This is a genomic window from Enterobacter cloacae complex sp. SHL012 (assembly GCF_049237505.1).
Taxonomy (GTDB): Bacteria; Pseudomonadota; Gammaproteobacteria; order Enterobacterales; family Enterobacteriaceae; genus Enterobacter; species Enterobacter kobei.
In genome coordinates this window covers 535730-556319 of record NZ_JBMKIZ010000001.1, presented here as the reverse complement: position 1 = coordinate 556319, position 20590 = coordinate 535730, and the positions used below count along the sequence as shown (strand labels likewise).

Genomic DNA, 20590 nt, shown 5'->3' with positions numbered 1-20590 from the left:
CGCATCCTGGACATGTGTCCATGTTTAAAATGAAAAGGAAATTTATGTTTCGTCAGTGGTTAGCGTTAGTGATTATCGTGCTGGTTTATATCCCGGTCGCGATCGACGCGACGGTGCTGCACGTGGCGGCGCCGACATTGAGCATGACGCTGGGCGCCAGCGGTAACGAATTACTGTGGATTATCGACATCTACTCGCTGGTGATGGCGGGTATGGTGCTGCCGATGGGCGCACTCGGTGACCGCATGGGGTTTAAACGATTGTTAATGATCGGCAGCATGCTGTTTGGGGTGTCGTCCCTGGCGGCAGCCTTTGCGCCGTCAGCCGGGTGGCTGATTGCGGCGCGCGCCTCGCTTGCAATCGGTGCGGCAATGATCATTCCGGCCACGCTGGCCGGGATCCGCACGCTGTTTACCGACGCGCGGGATCGTAATATCGCGCTTGGCGTCTGGGCGGCCGTGGGTTCAGGTGGGGCGGCATTTGGTCCGCTGATTGGCGGTATCCTGCTTGAGCATTTCTACTGGGGAGCGGTGTTTTTGATCAACGTCCCGATCGTGCTGGTGGTGGTGTCGCTGGCCGCGCGTTTTGTACCCCGTCAACAGGGGCGTCCTGAGCAGCCGCTGAATATCAGCCATGCCATCATGCTGATTGTTGCGATCCTGCTGCTGGTCTACAGCGCCAAAACCGCGTTGAAAGGCGTGCTGTCGCCGTGGCTGGTAGCCTGTACGTTACTTACCGGGGCTGTGATGCTGTTGATTTTCGTGCGTATTCAACTGCGCGCCCGCGTGCCAATGATCGACATGCGCCTGTTTTGTCACCGCATCATTCTCAGCGGTGTGGTGATGGCAATGACGGCGATGATCGCGCTGGTGGGCTTTGAGCTGCTGATGGCGCAGGAATTGCAATTCGTTCACGGCTTTACGCCATTCGAAGCCGGCATGTTTATGCTTCCGGTCATGGTGGCGAGCGGGTTTAGCGGGCCGATCGCCGGAGTGCTGGTGGGGCGTCTGGGGCTACGCATTGTCGCTGCGGGTGGCATGGGGCTCAGCGCGGTCAGTTTCATTGGCCTCTCGATGCTCGATTTCAGCACGCAGCAGTGGCAGGCGTGGAGCCTGATGGTGCTGTTGGGCTTCAGCGCCGCCAGCGCGCTGCTGGCCTCGACCTCTGCAATCATGGCCGCCGCGCCGAAAGAAAAGGCCGCCGCTGCCGGGGCGATTGAAACCATGTCTTATGAACTGGGGGCCGGGCTTGGGATCGCTATCTTTGGTCTGCTGCTGACCCGCAGTTTCTCTGCGTCGATTGATTTGCCGCAGGGGCTGAATGCGTCTCTCGTCGACAAAGCCTCGTCATCCATCGGCGAGGCGATGAAGGTGGCGCAGGAGCTCACGCCAGCACTGGCGGTTTCGGTGACGGAGGCGGCGAAAAGTGCGTTTATTACCTCCCACAGCGTGGCGCTGGGGAGTGCGGGGGGCATGCTGTTGCTGCTGGCGGCAGGAATGTGGTTTAGCCTGGCGAAGGTGCCAAAGCAGTAAACAAGCCTGGTGCGCAGGCTGGCCGGGCAGCAGTTTACGGCGTTAGCAGGCAGTGTTCATCTCGTGCTTCAATTTCCGAACCGCTGTAGCGTGCGTATTGCCCGGTCAGGCCAAAAAACGCGGGTTGGGTTTCAGTATAGATTTCTGCTGCAAGTACCAGCCGGCGTCGTTCATCTTCGCTCATCTCAAGCAGCGTCCAGGGAATAAAATAGCGCGCCGTTGCGGTCAGTTTGAACCACAGCGGGCAGCCGCAGCCTGGACAAAACCAGCGTTCTCCGCGTGCGGATGAGGCGAAATGAGACGGAGCAATGGAATCTTGCTCCACAAGCGGCTCGCCCTGCGTCTCAAGATACATGGCAATGCCGCCTGACCACTTCTGGCATTGCGTACAGTGACAGGCATATACATCAAAATGGTTGAGGCTCACGCTGAACTGACTCATTCCGCATAAGCAGCGTCCTTTGAACAGGTGCATGGCGTTCTCCTTTTTGACGCCAGAAATCCGTATAAAAAAAGCCAGCCACATGGGCTGGCTTTTTAGCGTGACAAATCTTAGAACTGGTAGGTCAGGCCGACAGCAACGATGTTGTCGGTAGCAACGCCAGTTGCTTTGGTGAAGCTGTTGTCGTCAACCAGGTTGATTTTGTAATCAACATAGGTAGACATGTTTTTGTTGAAGTAGTAGCTCGCGCCAACGTCAACGTATTCAACCAGATCCTGGTCGCCGTATGAACCCAGATCTTTACCTTTGGATTTCAGGTAAGCGATGGATGGACGCAGACCGAAGTCGAACTGATACTGAGCAACAACTTCGAAGTTCTGAGCTCTGTTCGCGATATAACCGTCACCGAAGTTGGTCATGTTGCGGGTTTCAGAGTAGGTGGTTGCCAGGTAGATGTTGTTCGCATCGTATTTCAGACCAGCAGCCCAAACTTCTGCGTTTTCACCGCCAGCGTTAACGGTATTGGCTACGCGACCTGCAGCAACCTGACGGTCAGTACGGTCAGATTTCGCGTAGGTGGCACCAACAGCGAAGCCGTCCATTTCATAGGTTGAAGACAGACCCCAGCCGTCACCGTTCGCTTCGGTGATGTTACGGTCATCGTTTTTACCCTGGTACTGAGCAGCGAAGTTCAGACCGTCAACCAGACCGAAGAAGTCGGTGTTACGGTAGGTTGCAACGCCAGTCGTACGGCCAGTCATAAAGCCATCAGTCTGCGTCCAGGTATCACCACCGAACTCTGGCAGAACGTCAGTCCATGCGCCGATGTCGTAAGCAACACCGTAGTTACGACCGTAGTCGAAAGAACCGAATTCGTTGAATTTCAGACCTGCGAAGGCCAGACGCGTTTTGCTGCCGTCAGTGCCCTGAGATTCAGAACGGTTGCCTTTGAACTCATATTCCCACTGGCCGTAACCGGTCAGCTGATCGTTGATCTGAGTTTCACCTTTGAAGCCCAGACGAACGTAAGTTTTGTCGCCGTCGTTGCCAGCGTCATCAGAGAAATAGTGCAGACCTGTTACTTTACCGTACAGATCCAGCTTGTTACCGTCTTTGTTATAAACTTCAGCCGCGTTTACAACGCCTGCTGCCAACATGGAAGTCACTGCCACTGCAACTAATTTAAGTTTCATCTTAAATATTCCTTATAATTTTCTTAGGTATTTCCTGAGCCACTTTGAACGAGTTTTAAACGAGGCTGCTCGTCAATGGCACGTTATTTTTAAAAATCTTGTAGTCCTCTTTCAATAATAAGTTTCAAAATATTAATAATAATTTCATTTAGTGTGATCGAGATCGGATAAATGGCCTAAAAATAGCCTAAAAATAGCCTGAAATGATGAGTATTTAATCAATTTTGGGTGGGGTTTATTTCCGTCAATATAGTTTCATTGGGTTGTTATAAAATATGTTAATTATCGGTAATGCCGTTCTTTTGGTTGGGGTGACAGAGTGTATTCAACCGAAAGTGGCGGCCTTGCGCCCTTAATTGCACGGAAATTCCGTTGCTTAGACAGAAACACACAGAAACATACTATTGCACTTTGTGCTATTAATATTGTGAGTATTTGACGGCAATTAATCACATAGCGGTGTCAGTTTGTGTCAATATTAAGAGACGCAAATTTACGAAAAGAAGGTAATATAAACAGAAGTTAAACGCGCGCCCAAATATTAAATTTATGTTAATTTTTTGCTGTCGGGATGAATATTACCCGACAGCTGACCCGGAATTATTTTTTGGTGGCGTACCAGCAAAGCAATGACCCGACGCAGACCATCAGCGCGCCTTGCCAGAACGAGAAAGAGAGGGGGGAACTCAGCAGCACGGCGGCAAGCGCGGCAGAGAGTACGGGAGTAAAATAGGATATGGCGGCCAGCACCGTGACGTTACCGTGCAAAATGCCAACATTCCAGGCGGCATAACCTAACCCTAGCGCCACACCACACATAACGAGTTTCACGACAACCGGAACAGTGAAGACCATTTCCGGCTGATCGCTCAGCGCATATTTCACCCACAGGCTCAGTGCCGTCAGCAAAACAAACAGGGTAATGCCGTTTTGCTCGTTAGCAAATTTACGGGTTACCGTGCAGTAGGCGGCCCAGATAAATGCCCCGGCAAAAGCGAGCGTATAGCTGAGTGGATTCGATACAATATTGCGCATTATTTCATCAGGGTGTAATCCTTGCTCACCCCCTAGTACCCAACATACACCGAGCAGTGCAAGGATTAAGCCGGGGATAACCCACAGCGTTGATTTTTGTCCGTTGAACAAAATAGCAAAGACGATCGTCAGGCTCGGCCAGAGATAATTGACCATTCCCACTTCAATGGCCTGCGCTCGCGTGGCGGCATAGCCTAACGAAAGGGCAAGGCAAATTTCGTAACTGACAAACAGTACGCTGCCGGCAATAAGATACCTGGGTGAAAAGCGTTTAATATCAGGAAATCCCACCGTTACCAGACACAATAATCCGCTGAGGGTGTATATCATCGCCGCACCGCCGACGGGCCCCAGCCCCTCACTCACGCTACGAATCAGGCCCACCATTGTGCTCCACAACAGAATCGCTGCCAGCCCGATAAGCGTTGCTCTCTTTCTGTCCATTACGTCTTCATCGCTAAAAAAATCAAAGGAAAAAGATATAGCATTAATCCTGACGCTGTTGCGAATTATTCTCGCATGTGTTTAACCCTAAAGGATTATTTGAAGGCGCGAGCGGTGACCATTAAGAGGGCGAAGTCACGCGACCTTGATTTGACGCAAAAAAAAAAGGGGTTTTGCTGTTAGTTTGCGGCGCGAAGTCTTATTTGAACACGAGGACAACAATGGACGTCAGCCGCAGACAATTTTTTAAAATCTGCGCGGGCGGTATGGCCGGAACAACAGCCGCTATGCTGGGATTCGCTCCTAAAATGGCGCTGGCTCAGGCACGCAACTATAAACTGCTGCGCGCGAAAGAGATCCGTAACACCTGCACATACTGCTCCGTGGGTTGTGGGCTTTTGATGTACAGCCTGGGTGATGGCGCGAAGAACGCCAGAGAAGCGATTTATCATATTGAAGGGGACCCGGATCATCCGGTGAGCCGCGGGGCGTTATGCCCGAAAGGCGCGGGTCTGCTGGACTACGTTCACAGCGAAAACCGCCTGCGTTATCCGGAATACCGTGCGCCAGGTTCGGACAAATGGCAGCGTATTTCCTGGGATGAGGCCTTCTCCCGTATTGCAAAATTGATGAAAGCCGACCGCGACGCCAACTTTGTTGAAAAGAATGCAGAGGGGGTGACGGTAAACCGCTGGCTTTCCACCGGTATGTTATGTGCCTCTGCGGCCAGTAATGAAACCGGCATGCTGACGCAAAAATTTGTGCGCTCTCTCGGCATGCTGGCGGTTGATAACCAGGCGCGCGTCTGACACGGACCAACGGTAGCAAGTCTTGCTCCAACATTTGGTCGCGGTGCGATGACCAACCACTGGGTTGATATCAAAAACGCTAACGTCGTGGTGGTAATGGGCGGTAACGCCGCTGAAGCCCATCCGGTGGGATTCCGCTGGGCGATGGAAGCGAAAAACAACAACGATGCGACGCTGATCGTCGTCGATCCGCGCTTTACGCGCACGGCTTCGGTGGCCGATATCTATGCGCCGATCCGCTCCGGCACGGACATTACGTTCCTGTCCGGCGTACTGCTGTACCTGATCGAAAACAACAAAATTAACGCGGAATACGTTAAGCACTACACCAACGCAAACCTGCTGGTACGGGATGACTTTGCCTTCGACGACGGGCTGTTCAGCGGCTATGACGCGGAAAAACGCCAGTATGACAAGTCCTCGTGGAACTATCAGTTCGACGAAAATGGCTATGCGATGCGCGATGAAACACTGACGCACCCGCGCTGCGTGTGGAACCTGCTGAAGCAGCATGTTTCCCGCTATACGCCGGACGTGGTGGAGAACATCTGCGGTACGCCGAAAGCGGACTTCCTGAAAGTGTGCGAAGTGCTGGCCTCCACCAGTGCGGCAGACAGAACAACGACCTTCCTGTATGCGCTGGGCTGGACGCAGCACACCGTGGGTGCGCAGAACATCCGCACCATGGCAATGATCCAGCTGCTGCTCGGCAACATGGGGATGGCAGGGGGCGGCGTAAATGCGCTGCGCGGTCACTCCAATATTCAGGGGCTCACCGACCTCGGCCTGCTCTCCACCAGCCTGCCGGGTTACCTGACGCTGCCGTCGGAAAAGCAGGCAAATCTGCAAACGTATCTTGAGGCCAACACGCCAAAAGCGACGCTGCCGGATCAGGTGAACTACTGGAGCAACTATCCGAAGTTCTACGTCAGCCTGATGAAATCCTTCTACGGCGACGCGGCGCAGAAGGAGAACGACTGGGGCTTCGAGTGGCTGCCGAAGTGGGACCAGGCGTACGACGTCATTAAGTATTTCAACATGATGGATAAGGGGAACGTCACGGGGTATATCTGCCAGGGCTTTAACCCGGTAGCGTCCTTCCCGGACAAGAACAAAGTCGTTCGCAGCCTGAGCAAGCTGAAGTACATGGTCGTCATCGACCCGCTGGTGACCGAAACCTCGACCTTCTGGCAGAACCACGGTGAAGCGAACGATGTCGATCCGGCGTCGATTCAGACCGAGGTGTTCCGCCTGCCGTCCACCTGCTTTGCGGAAGAAGATGGCTCCATTGCGAACTCCGGTCGCTGGCTGCAGTGGCACTGGAAAGGCCAGGAGGCGCCGGGTGAAGCGCGGAATGACGGTGAGATCCTGGCCGGGATTTACCATCGTCTGCGCGAAATGTATCGCACCGAGGGCGGTAAAGGCGCTGAGCCGCTGCTGAAAATGCGCTGGAACTATAAGCAGCCGGATCGTCCAGAGTCAGAAGAAGTGGCGAAAGAGAACAACGGCGTTGCGCTGGCGGATATTTATGATGCCAACGGCAGCCTGGTGGCGAAAAAAGGCCAGCTGCTGAACAGCTTCGCGCTGTTGCGTGATGACGGTACCACGGCATCTTCCTGCTGGATCTACACCGGCAGCTGGACGGAGCAGGGTAACCAGATGGCGAACCGCGATAACGCCGACCCGTCCGGGCTGGGCAATACGCTGGGCTGGGCCTGGGCGTGGCCGCTGAACCGCCGCGTGCTGTATAACCGCGCCTCCGCCGACGTGAACGGCAAGCCGTGGGATCCAAAACGCATGCTGATCCAGTGGAACGGCTCGAAGTGGGCAGGGAATGATATCCCGGACTACAACACCGCCGCGCCGGGCAGCAACACCGGGCCGTTTATCATGCAGCCGGAAGGGCTGGGTCGCCTGTTTGCGCTTAACAAGCTGGCAGAAGGGCCATTCCCGGAACACTACGAGCCGATGGAAACGCCGCTCGGCACTAACCCGCTGCACCCGAACGTGGTCTCCAGCCCGGTGGTGCGGATCTATGAAGACGACGTATTGCGCTTAGGCAAAAAGGACAAATTCCCGTATGTGGGTACAACCTATCGCCTGACCGAGCATTTCCATACCTGGACCAAGCACGCGCGGCTTAACGCCATCGCCCAGCCGGAACAGTTTGTGGAGATAAGCGAAACGCTGGCGAAAGCGAAGGGGATTGCCAACGGTGACCGCGTGAAGGTGAGCAGCAAGCGTGGCTTTATCCGCGCGGTGGCGGTGGTGACCCGTCGTCTGCAGAGCCTGAACGTTCATGGTCAGCAGGTGGAAACGGTCGGTATTCCGCTGCACTGGGGCTTTGAAGGGGTGGCGCAGAAAGGCTACATCGCCAATACCCTGACGCCAAACGTTGGCGATTCCAACTCGCAAACGCCGGAGTACAAAGCGTTTCTGGTCAACATCGAGAAAGCGTAAGGAGCGATTAAATGGCGATGGAAACACAAGACATTATTAAACGCTCCGCGACCAACCCGATTACCCCCGCGCCTCGTGCGCGGGACTATAAGGCAGAAGTCGCTAAGCTTATCGATGTCTCTTCCTGCGTGGGCTGTAAAGCCTGCCAGGTGGCCTGTTCGGAGTGGAATGATATCCGCGACGAGGTGGGGCACTGCGTCGGGGTCTACGATAATCCGGCGGATCTGAGCGCCAAATCCTGGACGGTGATGCGCTTTAGTGAGACCGAGCAGAACGGCAAGCTGGAGTGGTTAATCCGTAAAGACGGCTGCATGCACTGTGAGGATCCGGGCTGTCTGAAGGCATGCCCGTCCGCGGGGGCGATTATTCAGTATGCCAATGGGATCGTCGACTTCCAGCAGGACAACTGCATCGGCTGTGGGTACTGCATCGCGGGCTGTCCGTTTAATATTCCGCGCCTCAATAAAGAGGATAACCGGGTCTATAAATGCACCCTGTGCGTGGACCGCGTGAGCGTCGGGCAGGAGCCTGCCTGTGTGAAAACCTGTCCGACCGGGGCGATTCACTTCGGCACCAAGAAAGAGATGCTTGATGTGGCGCAGGCGCGGGTGGACAAACTCAAAGCGCGCGGCTACGACAAGGCGGGTATTTATAACCCGCAGGGCGTGGGCGGTACGCACGTTATGTACGTGCTGCACCATAACGACCAGCCGGAGCTGTATCACAATCTGCCGAAAGATCCGGCGATCGACACCTCAATCAACCTGTGGAAAGGGGCGCTCAAACCGCTCTCTGCAGCGGGCTTTATCGCCACCTTTGCCGGGCTGATTTATCACTACATTGGTATCGGGCCAAATAAAGAGGTGGATGACGATGAGGAGGAGCATCATGAGTAAGTCGAAAATGATCGTGCGCACGAAGTTTGTCGACCGCGCCTGTCACTGGACGGTGGTCATTTGCTTCTTCCTGGTGGCGGTCTCCGGCATCTCGTTTTTCTTCCCGACGCTCCAGTGGCTGACGGAAACTTTCGGCACCCCGCAGATGGGACGCATTCTGCACCCGTTCTTCGGCGTGCTGATTTTCGTGGTGCTAATGTTTATGTTCGTGCGCTTCGTCCATCACAATATCCCGGATAAGCAGGACATTCCGTGGCTAAAAGGAATTGTCGAAGTGCTGAAGGGCAACGAGCATAAAGTGGCGAAAGTAGGCAAATATAATGCCGGACAAAAGATGATGTTCTGGACCATCATGAGCATGATTTTTGTGCTGCTGGTGACGGGCGTCATTATCTGGCGTCCGTATTTTGCCTCGTATTTCCCGATTCAGGTGGTGCGCTACGCGCTGCTGATCCACGCCACCTCAGCCATTATTCTGATCCATGCCATTTTGATCCATATGTATATGGCGTTCTGGGTGAAGGGGTCGATTAAAGGAATGATTGAAGGGAAGGTGAGTCGTCGCTGGGCGCAGAAACATCACCCGCGCTGGTATCGCGATGTGGAACGACTGGAAGCGAAACAGGAAAATACGGAAGGGATGAAGTAAGACCTGCGCCGTCGGCTTTGCCCGGCGGCGCTGCGCTTGCGCGGGCAGGACAAATGCCTGGCCGACTGGCGTCATGTATTAGTTAATAAACGATCAATTGCGGCTATAACATCATGACGTGTGTTACGTAAATTACAAACAAAATCTTTGGGGTTAATTTTATTGTTGTTAAGGTTGGTTATCATGGGTGAATAAATTAGAAACGTTTCAAAATCGATATTTACGGCTGGTGCCAGCTGACTCTGCCATAACGGTAATTTATTCACTCTCGCAAGTGGCACAATTACGCGCGTGGCAAGATCATCATAATAATCATCCTGAATGAGCATATAGTAAGGCAGCTTATCCCTGGTTGCTGTAGAGGTATTCCGGTAAACATTAAATTGTCTCAGCATTAAAGCACCCTGAAAAACTCATCATCAGTAATAGTTCCATGTTTTTCCACAAACTCATTCATTGAGTGAATGAATGAACGATCCGCATCTGATGACTGACACGGCGCAACGGAGTCTGGTGAGGTATGGCTCGACGGTACTGTTGGTTTAATGCTTCGCGAGAGGGTGTGGTCAACTGTGTGTTTCATTCGTATCTCCTTTGTTGGTGCGGCCATTATCAACCGCAGCCAACAAAAAACAATACATTTTCCCCTGGTAATCTACATTCTGCGAGCCGTCTTCCAGTAATCTTAGAACCGCTCTTCCACATAACGGAACGGGTATTTCGTCGGTTTCACTTTGCCAATTTTACGTTTCGGTAATTCCACCTTTTCAACGTGAATTTCTTTATACGGGATCTGCGTCAGGAGATGCGAAATAATATTCAGCCGCACGCGTTTTTTATCTTCCGAACGGGCCACATACCACGGTGCCCAGGCGGTATCGGTTGCCGCAAACATGGCATCGCGCGCTACGGTATATTCATCCCACAGGTTAAACGATTTAATATCCATCGGTGAGAGCTTCCATATTTTACGACCGTCGTTAATACGGTCACGTAAACGGCGCTCCTGCTCTTTCGGTGTCACCTCAAGCCAGTACTTCAGCAGAATAATCCCGGCATCAACCATCGCTTTTTCCATCACCGGCGTACCGTCGAGAAATTTCTCCACCTGTTCCGGCGTGCAGAACCCCATGACCCGCTCGACGCCCGCGCGGTTGTACCAGCTTCGGTCGAATATCACGATCTCCCCGGCAGCGGGCAGATGGGGAACATAACGCTGAAAATAGAGCTGGGTTTTCTCTTTCTCGGTGGGGGCGGGAAGGGCAACAACGCGGAAAACGCGCGGGCTGACGCGCTCGGTGATCGCTTTTATGGTGCCGCCTTTACCGGCGCCATCGCGCCCTTCAAAAACGATACACACTTTTAACCCTTTGGCGACGACCCATTGCTGGAGCTTCACCAGTTCAACGTGGAGGCGACGAAGCTCTTTTTCGTACTCTTTGGTTTTCAGCGGTGCATTTTTTTCGACATCAACAGCGACACTGGTTTTCTTCTTGCTTCCCATGATTGTCATCCTCAGGTTGTCCGGCGCGGGAAAAAGCGAGGCCGCACTATGAAGTGTAATCCACCTGAATTAATGGATTAACGTGTCAGCCAGCTGATTTGAACTGGCTCACCATACCAGTTTGTTCAATAATGCCCGTCGCGAGTTTTTAACCTGTGGTCGTGGTATGAAAAAGACAATTTTTTCGTTGGCGCTTGGCACGTTTGGCCTGGGGATGGCTGAATTTGGCATTATGGGTGTGCTCACCGAACTGGCGCACGACACCGGCATTTCTATTCCCTCGGCCGGGAATATGATTTCGTTTTATGCTTTCGGCGTGGTGATTGGTGCCCCGATTGTGGCGCTCTTTTCGGGCAAGTTTTCGTTAAAAACCACGCTGTTGTTCCTGGTGGCAATGTGCGCTGTCGGCAATGCGCTGTTTACTTTCTCCACGTCCTATATCTGGCTGGCGCTGGGGCGTTTAATTTCTGGTTTTCCGCACGGGGCCATTTTTGGCGTCGGGGCGATTATCCTCTCTAAAATAGCACCACCGGGGAAGGTAACGGTTGCCGTGGCCGGGATGATCGCCGGTATGACCGTGGCTAACCTGGTCGGTGTCCCGCTGGGTACCTGGCTGGGGCACGCATTTAGCTGGCGCTATACCTTTTTCCTGATTGCGGTGTTCGATGCGCTGGTGATCCTGTCGATTATCCTTTGGGTGCCACACCTCCATGACAGATCAGAAATCAAATTGACCGAGCAGTTCCAGTTTCTGAAAAGACCAGAACCGTGGCTGATTTTTGCCGCCACTATGTTTGGTAACGCCGGTGTGTTTGCGTGGTTCAGCTTCGTTAAGCCCTTTATGGTTAACGTCTCTGGTTTTTCGGAAGGGGTGATGACCGCCATCATGATGCTGATGGGTCTTGGGATGGTGTTGGGCAATCTGTTAAGCGGTAAACTCTCTGGTCGCTTCAGCCCGCTGCGCATTGCCGCCACCACCGATATGGTGATTGTCGCCTCACTGCTGCTGCTTTTTGCCACTGGCGAACAGAAAACGGCCTCGCTGGTCATGGGCTTTATCTGCTGTGCCGGGCTGTTTGCGCTCTCTGCGCCGCTGCAAATCCTGCTTCTGCAAAATGCGAAGGGCGGTGAGATGCTGGGGGCGGCAGGGGGGCAGATGGCATTTAATCTCGGCAGTGCGATTGGCGCGTACTTTGGCGGGATGATGATTACCCTTGGCTTTAGCTGGCGTTACGTCACGCTACCAGCGGCAATACTCTCGTTCTCGGCCATGAGCGCATTGCTGTTGTACGGATATCTGCGGACAAGACAGTCACACGTTAAGGCTCGTACGGCTGTATGAAAACCGCTCCCTTTCAGGAGCGGAGATAAATGATGAGCGCTTATGAGCGTAAATCAATCACCATACGGCCACGGATCTGACCCTGTTCCATCTCTTTGAAGATGGCGTTGATATCTTCGATTGGACGCATTGTCACCTTCGGTACCACTTTACCTTCCGCCGCAAACTGGAACGCTTCCTGCAGATCCTGGCGGGTGCCGACCAGTGAGCCCACCACCTGAATGCCGTCCAGCACCAGGCGCGGAATATCCAGGCTCATCGCTTCCGGCGGCAGGCCAACCGCGACCACACGACCACCGGCGCGTACGGCATCCACCGCCGAGTTGAAGGCCGCTTTTGCGACGGCTGTGACGACAGCAGCATGCGCGCCGCCGGTTTTTTCCTGCACAATTTTAGCGGCATCTTCACTGCGGGAGTTGATGGTCAAATCCGCACCCATGCTGGCGGCAAGCTTCAGCTGTTCGTCATTAACATCCAGCGCGATGACTTTGGCGTTAAAGACGTTTTTAGCATACTGCAGCGCAAGGTTGCCTAGCCCACCCAGACCATAAATGGCAATCCACTGGCCCGGTTTAATACCTGAGATCTTCACCGCTTTGTAAGTGGTGACACCTGCGCAGGTGATGCTGCTGGCGGCAGCAGAATCCAGGCCATCCGGTACTTTTACCGCGTAGTCGGCGGTGACGATGCACTCTTCCGCCATGCCGCCATCAACGGAGTAACCGGCATTTTTTACATCGCGGCACAGGGTTTCGTTGCCGGTATTACAGTATTCACAGTGACCACAGCCCTCAAAGAACCAGGCTACGCTTGCGCGATCGCCGACCTTCAGCGACGTCACGCCAGGGCCGATTTCTTTGACGATGCCAATCCCTTCATGGCCCAGGATCACCCCGGTTTTATCGCCAAAGTCACCGTTCTTTACGTGAAGATCGGTATGGCATACGCCACAGCATTCCATCTTCAGCAGGGCTTCACCGTGCTTGAGCGGGCGCAAGGTTTTTTCGGTAACGTTAACCTGATGATCCTGAGTAACAACAGCAGCCTTCATGTGTATCTCCTTGTTCATGATGAGTATCTGCATAGCAGGCGTAATACTCCTCAAGGATTAATGCTTAAGCGCTGTAATGCAAGGTGCCCGCAACATAATGTCATCATTTAAGGTGATTTCAGATTAAGAAAAGGATGTTCCTCTAATAATTAAGGGGGAAAATACTGGCCCGACGAGAGGCTCGCCGGGCGCAGCGTTACAGCTGTGCTTCTATCTCCTTAATTTCTTTACGCCATTGTGCCTGTAGCTGCGGTTTTTGATGCTTTGGCTTCCGCGCGAGATCGTCTTCCAGCAATGTTTCCAGCGCGACAAGCCGTTCAAGCAGATCGTCAGAGGGGGATACAGGCATGGTCGTGGCATCGACGGGAGCTGGGGATGTTACCAGTCCCGCGCTTTCACGCAGCCGCTCGAATACCGATTCTGCATCATGCCATTCGCTCAGCTTTCCCTCTTCAATTAACCAGAAACGGTTGCAGCTTTGGCTAATTAATTGACGATCGTGGCTGACCAGCAGGACGCCGCCCTCAAACTGCTGCAGGGTTTGCGCCAGCGCCTCTTTGCCCTCCATGTCGAGATGGTTGGTCGGCTCATCGAGCATCAGCAGGCTATAGCGGGCAAGCGTCAGGCCGACAAACAGCAGTCGAGAGCGTTCGCCACCGCTGAGCGTACTGACGTTTTGTCCGTGACGCGCCCACGGAAATCCGGCGCTGATGAGCGCCATTTTTCTGTGTTGCGGGTCGGGCGCGAACGGCTCCAGCACGTCAAACAGCGTGGCGTCATCCGGCAGCTGGTTCAGCGTCTGATCGTAATAGCCAGCTGACACGCGTGGATGAAGTTTCAGCCCCGTATCGCTCTGCTCATCACTAAAACAGCGCCAGATAAGCTTCATCAGAGACGATTTTCCGCAGCCGTTACGACCCACAATCGCCACGCGATCGCCGCTTTTCAGACGCGCGATGTCGATGTTAAACAGCTCAGAAAGCCCCGGCGCAGGCGGCACGCCGAGGTTTTCTATCTCCAGCAGTCGGTCGGCGCGAAGCGCATCGCCGCGCAGGGTTAACGTCCACTGGCTGCCAGCCGTAAGCGCCGTCTGGCTCTCCTTCAGCCGTTCGACCTGTTTTTCCATCTGTTTGGCTTTCCGGGCCAGGTCTTCGTTATCGTAAACCTTGCCCCAGGTCGCCAGCCGCTTCGCGCTGGCGGTCACGCGGTCGATCTCCTTTTGCTCCGCCTTGTGGCGCTGCGCGTCGCTTTCATCTTTTGCTTCAAGCGCCTTGCGTGCGGCCGTGCAGGGAAGGGCAAAGTAGTGCAGCGTTTTATCGCGCAGGATCCAGCTGCCGTTTGTGACGGCATCCAGCAACTGTCGGTCGTGCGAGACCAGCACGAAGCTGCCTGACCAGTTCTGTAAAAAATGTTCCAGCCAGAGCATGGTCGGCAAATCGAGGTGGTTACTGGGTTCATCCAGCAGGAGCAGATCCGGCTCGTGAATCAACGCCCGCGCCAGCAGCAGCCGGGTGTGTTGCCCGCCGCTCAGCGTGGCGGAGCGCAGCGTCATATCCTGCGGGGTAAAGCCCATGCCGGCCAGCAGCGTTTCGGCTTTCCAGCGCAGGCTATCGCGCTCAGCTAAAGGCAGCTGTGCGAGTACGGCATCCAGCATGGTCAGCGGGAAAATAGCGTCCGGAAGATGTTGCTCAACGCGCGCCATCAGGCAGTGCCCGGCCAGCGCTACCGTACCGGCGGCGGGGGAGTCTGTGCCGTCCAGCACCTTTAAAAGCGTACTTTTTCCGCAGCCGTTATCGCCCAGCAGGCCAATGCGGTCGCCTTTTTTCAGCGTAAAAGAAAGGGAGTCGAAGAGCGTGCCAAACGCCGTATCAACACGTAAAGATTGTGCAGTGAGTAAAGTGCTCATTGTTGCTTACCCAAGAGTTACAGGCATGTTTATGCCTCGTCAAACATCGCTGACGATAACTCAGTAAGCCCGAGAGAAGGGATTTCAGGGGTTGGTGTCTTCGCTCAAGCAGAAGTTATCGCAGCACGATACCGATAACGCTTGAGCGGGTGCGATCACCAAATGTATGTGAAACATTGAAAATTTCACAGTACAGCATAATTGGCCTCCTTATATATTCAGTAGGTTAATGGATGAAAGGAGTGTAGCGGGGGAAAGGGGGTTTGGCTAGTGGGATTCGATGGTGCGGTCTGATGCCCTCACCCGTAGGGCTGAGGAAACCCCACAAAATAATACCTGCACAGACTACCCCCTCTCCCTTGAGGGAGAGGGCTGGGGTGAGGGGGAACATACGGCTTTGGTGGTCATTCCGTTCACTTTATGTTCCTTGCTACTCTGTAACGACACGACCGGTGAACGTGCCAGGGTGGCTCAATCGCCACCACCCTGGCGACCCGGGCTCCCGGCGGTAAATCGCCGCTTCGCGGATTGTTCGCCCCATCCCTGGGGCTCACCCCTTCGGGGCCAGCGCATGCGCTGTCCAAAATTGCTCCCGGCAATTTTGTCCTCAGCTTATTCCTTCAGGCTATCGGGTCGGGCATGAGCCTGCATCCCTGCAGGCCACGCCCTCTCGGCGCATCCCTGCGCCTCGCCCCGGCCTTACGGAAACGCTTCGGCGATTTACAGCCGGACCAGGGCGTCGCTGTAAGTCATTCATTTTCATGAAGCAACCTTCATCGCTTCCGGTATAAAAATTACTGGGATTCCTGAGCCCACAGGGAGGGCCCCCGTAGGCCCGGTAAGCGAAGCGCCACCGGGCGATTGGGTCGCAGAGTTAAATCGAGGTACGGCGATAGCTGCGGTATTCAGGCTTCCAGAAGTTATCGTCAATAGCCTGCTGCAGCGCGTCGGCAGAGGTTTTCACCGCCACGCCCTGCTGCTGCGCCATTTTACCTACCGCAAACGCGATAGCGCGCGACACCTTGTGGATGTCCTTCAGCTCAGGAAGTACCAGCCCTTCACCATCATTGACCAGCGGCGAGTGGCCCGCGAGGGTTTCGCTCGCGGACATCAGCATCTCATCGGTAATGCGAGACGCGCCGGAGGCGATCACGCCCAGACCAATACCCGGGAAGATATAGGAGTTGTTGCACTGGGCAATCGGATAGGTTTTATCCTTCCATACCACCGGATCGAACGGGCTGCCGGTCGCAACCAGCGCGTTACCTTCGGTCCAGGCGATGATGTCCTGCGGCGTCGCTTCTACGCGGGAGGTCGGGTTGGAAAGCGGCATCACGATAGGGCGCTCGCAGTGCTTGTGCATCTCACGAATAATCTCTTCCGTGAAGAGGCCAGTTTGTCCGGAAACGCCGATCAGAATATCCGGCTTCACGTTGCGCACCACGTCCAGCAGGGAGAGGACTTCGTTGTCAGTATCCCAGTTTTTCAGGTTCTCGCGTTTCTGCACCAGTTTGGTCTGGAACGGCAGCAGGTTCGGCATACCGTCGGTCAGCAGGCCGAAACGGTCAACCATAAACACGCGGGAGCGGGCCAGCTCTTCACTCAGGCCTTCACGCTGCGTCTGGGCAATAATCTGTTCGGCGATACCGCAGCCTGCGGAGCCTGCCCCGAGGAAGACGATTTTCTGGTAGCTCAGCTGGCTGCCGGCTGCGCGGCTGGCGGCGATAAGCGTACCCACGGTCACGGCTGCGGTGCCCTGGATATCGTCGTTAAAGGAGCAGATCTCATCGCGATAGCGGTTCAGCAGCGGCATCGCGTTCTTCTGCGCAAAGTCTTCGAACTGCAGCAGCACGTCCGGCCAGCGGTGTTTCACGGCCTGGATGAAATCGTCGACAAACTGGTAGTACTCTTCGTCGGTAATACGCGGATGACGCCAGCCCATATACAGGGGATCGTTCAACAGCTGCTGGTTATTGGTACCCACATCCAGCACCACCGGCAGGGTATACGCCGGGCTGATGCCGCCACAGGCGGTGTACAGTGACAGCTTACCGATCGGAATACCCATCCCGCCGATGCCCTGGTCACCCAGACCCAAAATGCGCTCGCCGTCAGTCACCACAATGACTTTGATGTTGTGGTTAGGCACGTTCTGCAGAATATCGTCCATGTTGTGACGGTTCTGGTAAGAAATGAATACCCCGCGGGAGCGACGGTAGATCTCAGAGAAACGCTCGCAGGCAGCACCCACGGTCGGGGTATAGATCACCGGCATCATCTCTTCCAGATGGTTCTGCACCAGGCGGTAGAAGAGGGTTTCATTGGTGTCCTGAATATTGCGCAGGTAGATGTGCTTGTCGATTTCGGTTTTGAAGCCCTGATACTGGATCCACGCGCGCTCTGCCTGTTCTTCGATGGTTTCAACCACTTCGGGCAGTAAACCCAGCAGGTTGAAGCTGCTGCGCTCTTCCATGCTGAAGGCGCTACCTTTGTTGAGCAGGGGGAATTCGAGTAAAACCGGTCCGGCATAAGGGATATATAAGGAACGATGTTTTTTCAGTTTGTTGTCCATGTCACTCACTCTTTTTTTGAAGATCCGTCCCTGACACTGCTGTTTGTCATCTTTCTGGCCTGTGCGATGGGGTGCGGTCGGGCGGTATTATAAAGGAGCTGAATATTAATTACCGCAACACATAAACAAAAACACCATCGGTTTTGCCGATGGTGTTCTCTGTCTCAGTCTGGAACTTACTTGCCCGCGTGGCGTTTTCTGCCGGTGGCGTGAGTGACTTGCGTTACGTGGTCGCCTTCAATCACCACTTTACGCTGATTAGAAAGCTTGTAGTTCAGTCCCAGAATGTGGCGTGCCTGACGGTTCGATTTCATGTTAACTCCTCAATCCTGTTGATAGTTTTAAGGACCAGTTTGCTTACGCAAACGAAATGTAACCCCTTAGGTTGCAGATCCAGCTTAGCAGGTTTTTACAAAGGTGCGTTTCGCCCGCTGACGACGTAGTTAATGGTCTGCTGGTAGATGTCACTGAGGATGTCATTATCCGTGGATTCCACCCACCTGGTCAGTTCCATCAAAATGTCATCTTCAGTCACAGCACCGTGTTCGGCGTGAAGACCCTGCGCAATCGCGTTAACGAGCTCAGGTTGTGCTGCTGTAGTATTAGCCGGGTAATAAGTAAACATGCTGCCTCCGTGTCGTTGTCTGTTTAATGGTACGGCTCGCAAAAAATGTAATTCATAAACAGAATGGCAAATATTTTACCCGTTGTGGCTAAGATTCATCTTAGAAACGAAAATGTCATAAGTGCATGCTTTTATGCACTTTTAAAACGTGGGGATAAATGGACGTTGGGCAACGAGGATATTTGGGCGGTGCTCCTGCTATGGGGGAAATATAGCAGGAGCCGTTTTTAACTTACCACTTCATTTCGCCGGTATTTACTTTGGCGCTTAATTCCAGGGAGCTCTCTTCGGCAAGATCCGGGTACTGTTTTTTCATCGCGCCGATAACGCCCGCGGAGTCTTTGTGTGCGGATAAAGCCTGTTCAAAATGCTGCAGGTAGCCACGCGTAAAATCAATCGCGCCCGTTCCGGCAGGCGGAGTCCCAAGATAGTGACCCGGGATCACGCGTTCAGGTTTGTGCGCAGCCATATTGTCCAGGGTTTGCTGCCACTGCTGGCGGCGAGCAGGCGTCTGGGTATCTGCCGTCCAGACGTGAATACCCCAGGAGACACCGGTGCCACCGAGGATCGTTTTCGCAGACGGGATCCACACGTAAGCCGCGTAACTGTCTGGTTGTTCAATGTCGATCTTTTCCCCGTCAACCATAAACGTGGTTGAGGCGAGCACCTGCGGAACGACCAGCGTCGTTGGCGCGCCGTCTTTCATCTGCGGGCCCCAGAAGGCGAGTTTGGCGTCTTTGGTGGCCTTAATATGGTCAACCACCTGCTGCGTGGCCACCACTTTGGCATTCGGGAAGGCTTTTACCAGCGGTTGCAGACCAAAATAGAAATCCGGATCGCCGGAAGTGATCACAATCTTGTTCAGCGTTTTACCGCTGCGGCGAATTTTCTCCACCAGCGCTTCGCCATCTTTCACGCTGAACTGAGCGTCAAACAGAACGGCTTCTTTCGGGCCAGAGACCAGCGTGGAAGAGACCGCGAAAATGCCTTTTTCCTGCGGGTTATACGTTTCAATCGTCAACGGCGCGGCAAAAACAGCCGGTGTGAAAAGGGCGCAAAGCAGTGCAAGGCGAGTAAGCTTCATCATCATGTCTCTGTGGTTCAGGAAAGTCTCTATTGTACGGATATTCGTATTTGCCAGAATTCCTGAAACAAGACATGCTTAGTTTCATAAATCGAGCAAATGGAGCGTATATGGATCGCGTTATTGCCGCTCAGGTCTACAACCGGATATGCGAGCTGGGAAGTTTGAGCGCGGCGGCCCGCGCATTGGGGATCTCGCGACCGATGGTGAGCCGCTACCTGGAACAAATGGAAAAGTGGGCGGGAACACGGCTGGTTAACCGCTCCACGCGCAAGCTGACGCTGACGGCAGCCGGCGAAAAAGTGTTGCAGAAAACGCGGACGCTTTCGCAGCTCTCGCAGGAGATTGAGGGCCAGTCGGAGAAAGATTTGCCGTCAGGCACGCTGCGGGTCGCCTGTGCACACTTTACCGCCATGCACCTGATTGCGCCGGTGCTCCCCGGGCTGCTCGCGCGCTACCCGCAGCTGCGCATCGAGCTGGATGTGAACAACCACCCGGTGAGCCTGGTAGGGGAGCGTATTGATGTCGCTGTGCGCATTACCGACACCCCCGAACCGGGCATGATCGCCCGCCGACTGGGGGAGTGTCGTTCAGTCCTTTGCGCCTCGCCGGACTATCTTGCTCAGCACGGAACGCCCGTCAGTCCCGAAGATTTAGCGCAGCATAACTGCCTGCACTACAGCTTTTTCGCCGGGCAGTCCTGGCATTTTCTTACGCCGGAAGGTGAAAGCCTGAGCGTGGCCGTCAGCGGCAACCTGAGCGCCAGCATCTCATCGTTGTTGATGGACGCCGCGATTAACCACTGCGGTATCGCCATGTTGCCGGAGCGTGAGGCATCTGACGCGCTGGCGCAGGGATTACTGGTGCCGGTTCTGAGCGTGCTGGAGCCGAAACCGCTTGCCATCCATGGCATTTACCAGTCCCGGGAATATCAACCTGCCGCACTGCGCGCATTCCTTGATGCACTGGCGCAACATGTGTTCAGTGGCTAAGACTCTTCTGTCTTCGCCGCAGAATCTGAGTAGCCTTCTATACTTAACCCTTTG

Annotated in this window: 17 protein-coding genes; 6 read left to right on the top strand and 11 right to left on the bottom strand. The window is 54.3% G+C overall.

The annotated features are described in order from the left end of the window. Positions 1–44: 44 nt before the first annotated feature. The gene (locus ACOTY9_RS02685) at positions 45–1532 is read left to right on the top strand and encodes an MFS transporter (protein WP_348565486.1); all 1488 of its coding nucleotides are present in this window, start codon (positions 45–47) and stop codon (positions 1530–1532) included. A gap of 34 nt (positions 1533–1566) precedes the next feature. On the opposite strand, the gene ACOTY9_RS02680 is transcribed toward ACOTY9_RS02685, so the two are convergent. From ACOTY9_RS02680 to yddG, 3 genes are all read right to left on the bottom strand, one after another. After that, the gene (locus ACOTY9_RS02680) at positions 1567–2007 is read right to left on the bottom strand and encodes a GFA family protein (RefSeq protein WP_014883916.1); all 441 of its coding nucleotides are present in this window, start codon (positions 2005–2007) and stop codon (positions 1567–1569) included. A 77-nt stretch (positions 2008–2084) separates the two neighbouring features. Next, positions 2085–3167 (bottom strand): porin OmpC, encoded by a 1083-nt coding sequence (gene ompC, locus ACOTY9_RS02675; RefSeq protein WP_014883915.1) that lies wholly within the window; start codon positions 3165–3167, stop codon positions 2085–2087. A gap of 600 nt (positions 3168–3767) precedes the next feature. Next, positions 3768–4646, bottom strand: a complete 879-nt coding sequence (gene yddG, locus ACOTY9_RS02670) for an aromatic amino acid DMT transporter YddG (RefSeq protein WP_348565487.1) — start codon at positions 4644–4646, stop codon at positions 3768–3770. Positions 4647–4867: 221 nt separating this feature from the next. Here yddG and fdnG point away from each other — a divergent pair, with 221 nt between their 5' ends. The 3 genes from fdnG to fdnI are packed head-to-tail and all read left to right on the top strand — an operon-like array spanning position 4868 to position 9460. Next, positions 4868–7915, top strand: a complete 3048-nt coding sequence (fdnG, locus tag ACOTY9_RS02665; RefSeq protein WP_100246819.1) for a formate dehydrogenase-N subunit alpha — start codon at positions 4868–4870, stop codon at positions 7913–7915. Between the two features lie 11 nt (positions 7916–7926). Then, complete coding sequence (gene fdxH / locus ACOTY9_RS02660) at positions 7927–8811, top strand: formate dehydrogenase subunit beta (RefSeq protein ID WP_023330472.1); 885 nt, start codon at positions 7927–7929, stop codon at positions 8809–8811. Beyond that, positions 8804–9460 carry a formate dehydrogenase-N subunit gamma gene (gene fdnI / locus ACOTY9_RS02655; RefSeq protein ID WP_348565488.1) on the top strand — a complete coding sequence of 219 codons (657 nt, stop codon included), beginning with the start codon at positions 8804–8806 and terminating at the stop codon, positions 9458–9460. The genes fdxH and fdnI overlap by 8 nt, the downstream gene beginning before the upstream one ends. A 71-nt stretch (positions 9461–9531) precedes the next feature. Here fdnI and ACOTY9_RS02650 read toward each other — a convergent pair whose 3' ends face one another. Together ACOTY9_RS02650 and ppk2 are read right to left on the bottom strand one after the other, a co-directional pair. Further along, positions 9532–9855, bottom strand: coding sequence for a CcdB family protein (locus ACOTY9_RS02650; RefSeq protein WP_023337335.1), 324 nt, complete (start codon positions 9853–9855; stop codon positions 9532–9534). A 290-nt stretch (positions 9856–10145) separates the two neighbouring features. Continuing rightward, positions 10146–10964, bottom strand: a complete 819-nt coding sequence (ppk2, locus tag ACOTY9_RS02645; protein WP_014883908.1) for a polyphosphate kinase 2 — start codon at positions 10962–10964, stop codon at positions 10146–10148. 166 nt (positions 10965–11130) lie between these two features. Here ppk2 and araJ point away from each other — a divergent pair, with 166 nt between their 5' ends. Next, positions 11131–12306: an MFS transporter AraJ gene (araJ, locus tag ACOTY9_RS02640; RefSeq protein WP_348565490.1), complete on the top strand. Its 1176-nt coding sequence runs from the start codon at positions 11131–11133 to the stop codon at positions 12304–12306. 40 nt (positions 12307–12346) lie between these two features. On the opposite strand, the gene adhP is transcribed toward araJ, so the two are convergent. The 6 genes from adhP to ACOTY9_RS02610 all read right to left on the bottom strand — a co-directional run bounded on the left by adhP (position 12347) and on the right by ACOTY9_RS02610 (position 19544). Continuing rightward, the gene (gene adhP, locus ACOTY9_RS02635) at positions 12347–13357 is read right to left on the bottom strand and encodes an alcohol dehydrogenase AdhP (RefSeq protein ID WP_023330465.1); all 1011 of its coding nucleotides are present in this window, start codon (positions 13355–13357) and stop codon (positions 12347–12349) included. Positions 13358–13553: 196 nt separating this feature from the next. Beyond that, positions 13554–15263: an ABC-F family ATP-binding cassette domain-containing protein gene (locus ACOTY9_RS02630; protein ID WP_047027025.1), complete on the bottom strand. Its 1710-nt coding sequence runs from the start codon at positions 15261–15263 to the stop codon at positions 13554–13556. 874 nt (positions 15264–16137) lie between these two features. Beyond that, positions 16138–17835 carry an NAD-dependent malic enzyme gene (locus tag ACOTY9_RS02625; protein ID WP_014883904.1) on the bottom strand — a complete coding sequence of 566 codons (1698 nt, stop codon included), beginning with the start codon at positions 17833–17835 and terminating at the stop codon, positions 16138–16140. A 176-nt stretch (positions 17836–18011) separates the two neighbouring features. Continuing rightward, positions 18012–18149, bottom strand: coding sequence for a stationary-phase-induced ribosome-associated protein (gene sra, locus ACOTY9_RS02620; protein ID WP_032636448.1), 138 nt, complete (start codon positions 18147–18149; stop codon positions 18012–18014). A gap of 95 nt (positions 18150–18244) precedes the next feature. After that, the gene (gene bdm / locus ACOTY9_RS02615; RefSeq protein WP_014883903.1) at positions 18245–18460 is read right to left on the bottom strand and encodes a biofilm-dependent modulation protein; all 216 of its coding nucleotides are present in this window, start codon (positions 18458–18460) and stop codon (positions 18245–18247) included. Positions 18461–18692: 232 nt separating this feature from the next. Beyond that, positions 18693–19544: a Vmh family MBL fold metallo-hydrolase gene (locus ACOTY9_RS02610; protein ID WP_032636450.1), complete on the bottom strand. Its 852-nt coding sequence runs from the start codon at positions 19542–19544 to the stop codon at positions 18693–18695. 110 nt (positions 19545–19654) lie between these two features. On the opposite strand from ACOTY9_RS02610, the gene ACOTY9_RS02605 reads away from it, so the two are divergent. Then, positions 19655–20536, top strand: a complete 882-nt coding sequence (locus tag ACOTY9_RS02605; protein WP_014883901.1) for a LysR family transcriptional regulator — start codon at positions 19655–19657, stop codon at positions 20534–20536. The last annotated feature ends 54 nt before the right edge of the window (positions 20537–20590 follow it).

Coding starts and splice junctions, on each gene's coding strand:
- fdxH (WP_023330472.1), top strand. CDS start 7,927: ATGGCGATGGAAACACAAGACATTATTAAACGCTCCGCGACCAACCCG.
- ACOTY9_RS02610 (WP_032636450.1), bottom strand. CDS start 19,544: ATGAAGCTTACTCGCCTTGCACTGCTTTGCGCCCTTTTCACACCGGCT.
- sra (WP_032636448.1), bottom strand. CDS start 18,149: ATGAAATCGAACCGTCAGGCACGCCACATTCTGGGACTGAACTACAAG.
- ppk2 (WP_014883908.1), bottom strand. CDS start 10,964: ATGGGAAGCAAGAAGAAAACCAGTGTCGCTGTTGATGTCGAAAAAAAT.
- ompC (WP_014883915.1), bottom strand. CDS start 3,167: ATGAAACTTAAATTAGTTGCAGTGGCAGTGACTTCCATGTTGGCAGCA.
- yddG (WP_348565487.1), bottom strand. CDS start 4,646: ATGGACAGAAAGAGAGCAACGCTTATCGGGCTGGCAGCGATTCTGTTG.
- ACOTY9_RS02685 (WP_348565486.1), top strand. CDS start 45: ATGTTTCGTCAGTGGTTAGCGTTAGTGATTATCGTGCTGGTTTATATC.
- araJ (WP_348565490.1), top strand. CDS start 11,131: ATGAAAAAGACAATTTTTTCGTTGGCGCTTGGCACGTTTGGCCTGGGG.
- bdm (WP_014883903.1), bottom strand. CDS start 18,460: ATGTTTACTTATTACCCGGCTAATACTACAGCAGCACAACCTGAGCTC.
- ACOTY9_RS02630 (WP_047027025.1), bottom strand. CDS start 15,263: ATGAGCACTTTACTCACTGCACAATCTTTACGTGTTGATACGGCGTTT.
- ACOTY9_RS02605 (WP_014883901.1), top strand. CDS start 19,655: ATGGATCGCGTTATTGCCGCTCAGGTCTACAACCGGATATGCGAGCTG.
- adhP (WP_023330465.1), bottom strand. CDS start 13,357: ATGAAGGCTGCTGTTGTTACTCAGGATCATCAGGTTAACGTTACCGAA.
- ACOTY9_RS02650 (WP_023337335.1), bottom strand. CDS start 9,855: ATGCTGAGACAATTTAATGTTTACCGGAATACCTCTACAGCAACCAGG.
- fdnI (WP_348565488.1), top strand. CDS start 8,804: ATGAGTAAGTCGAAAATGATCGTGCGCACGAAGTTTGTCGACCGCGCC.
- ACOTY9_RS02680 (WP_014883916.1), bottom strand. CDS start 2,007: ATGCACCTGTTCAAAGGACGCTGCTTATGCGGAATGAGTCAGTTCAGC.
- ACOTY9_RS02625 (WP_014883904.1), bottom strand. CDS start 17,835: ATGGACAACAAACTGAAAAAACATCGTTCCTTATATATCCCTTATGCC.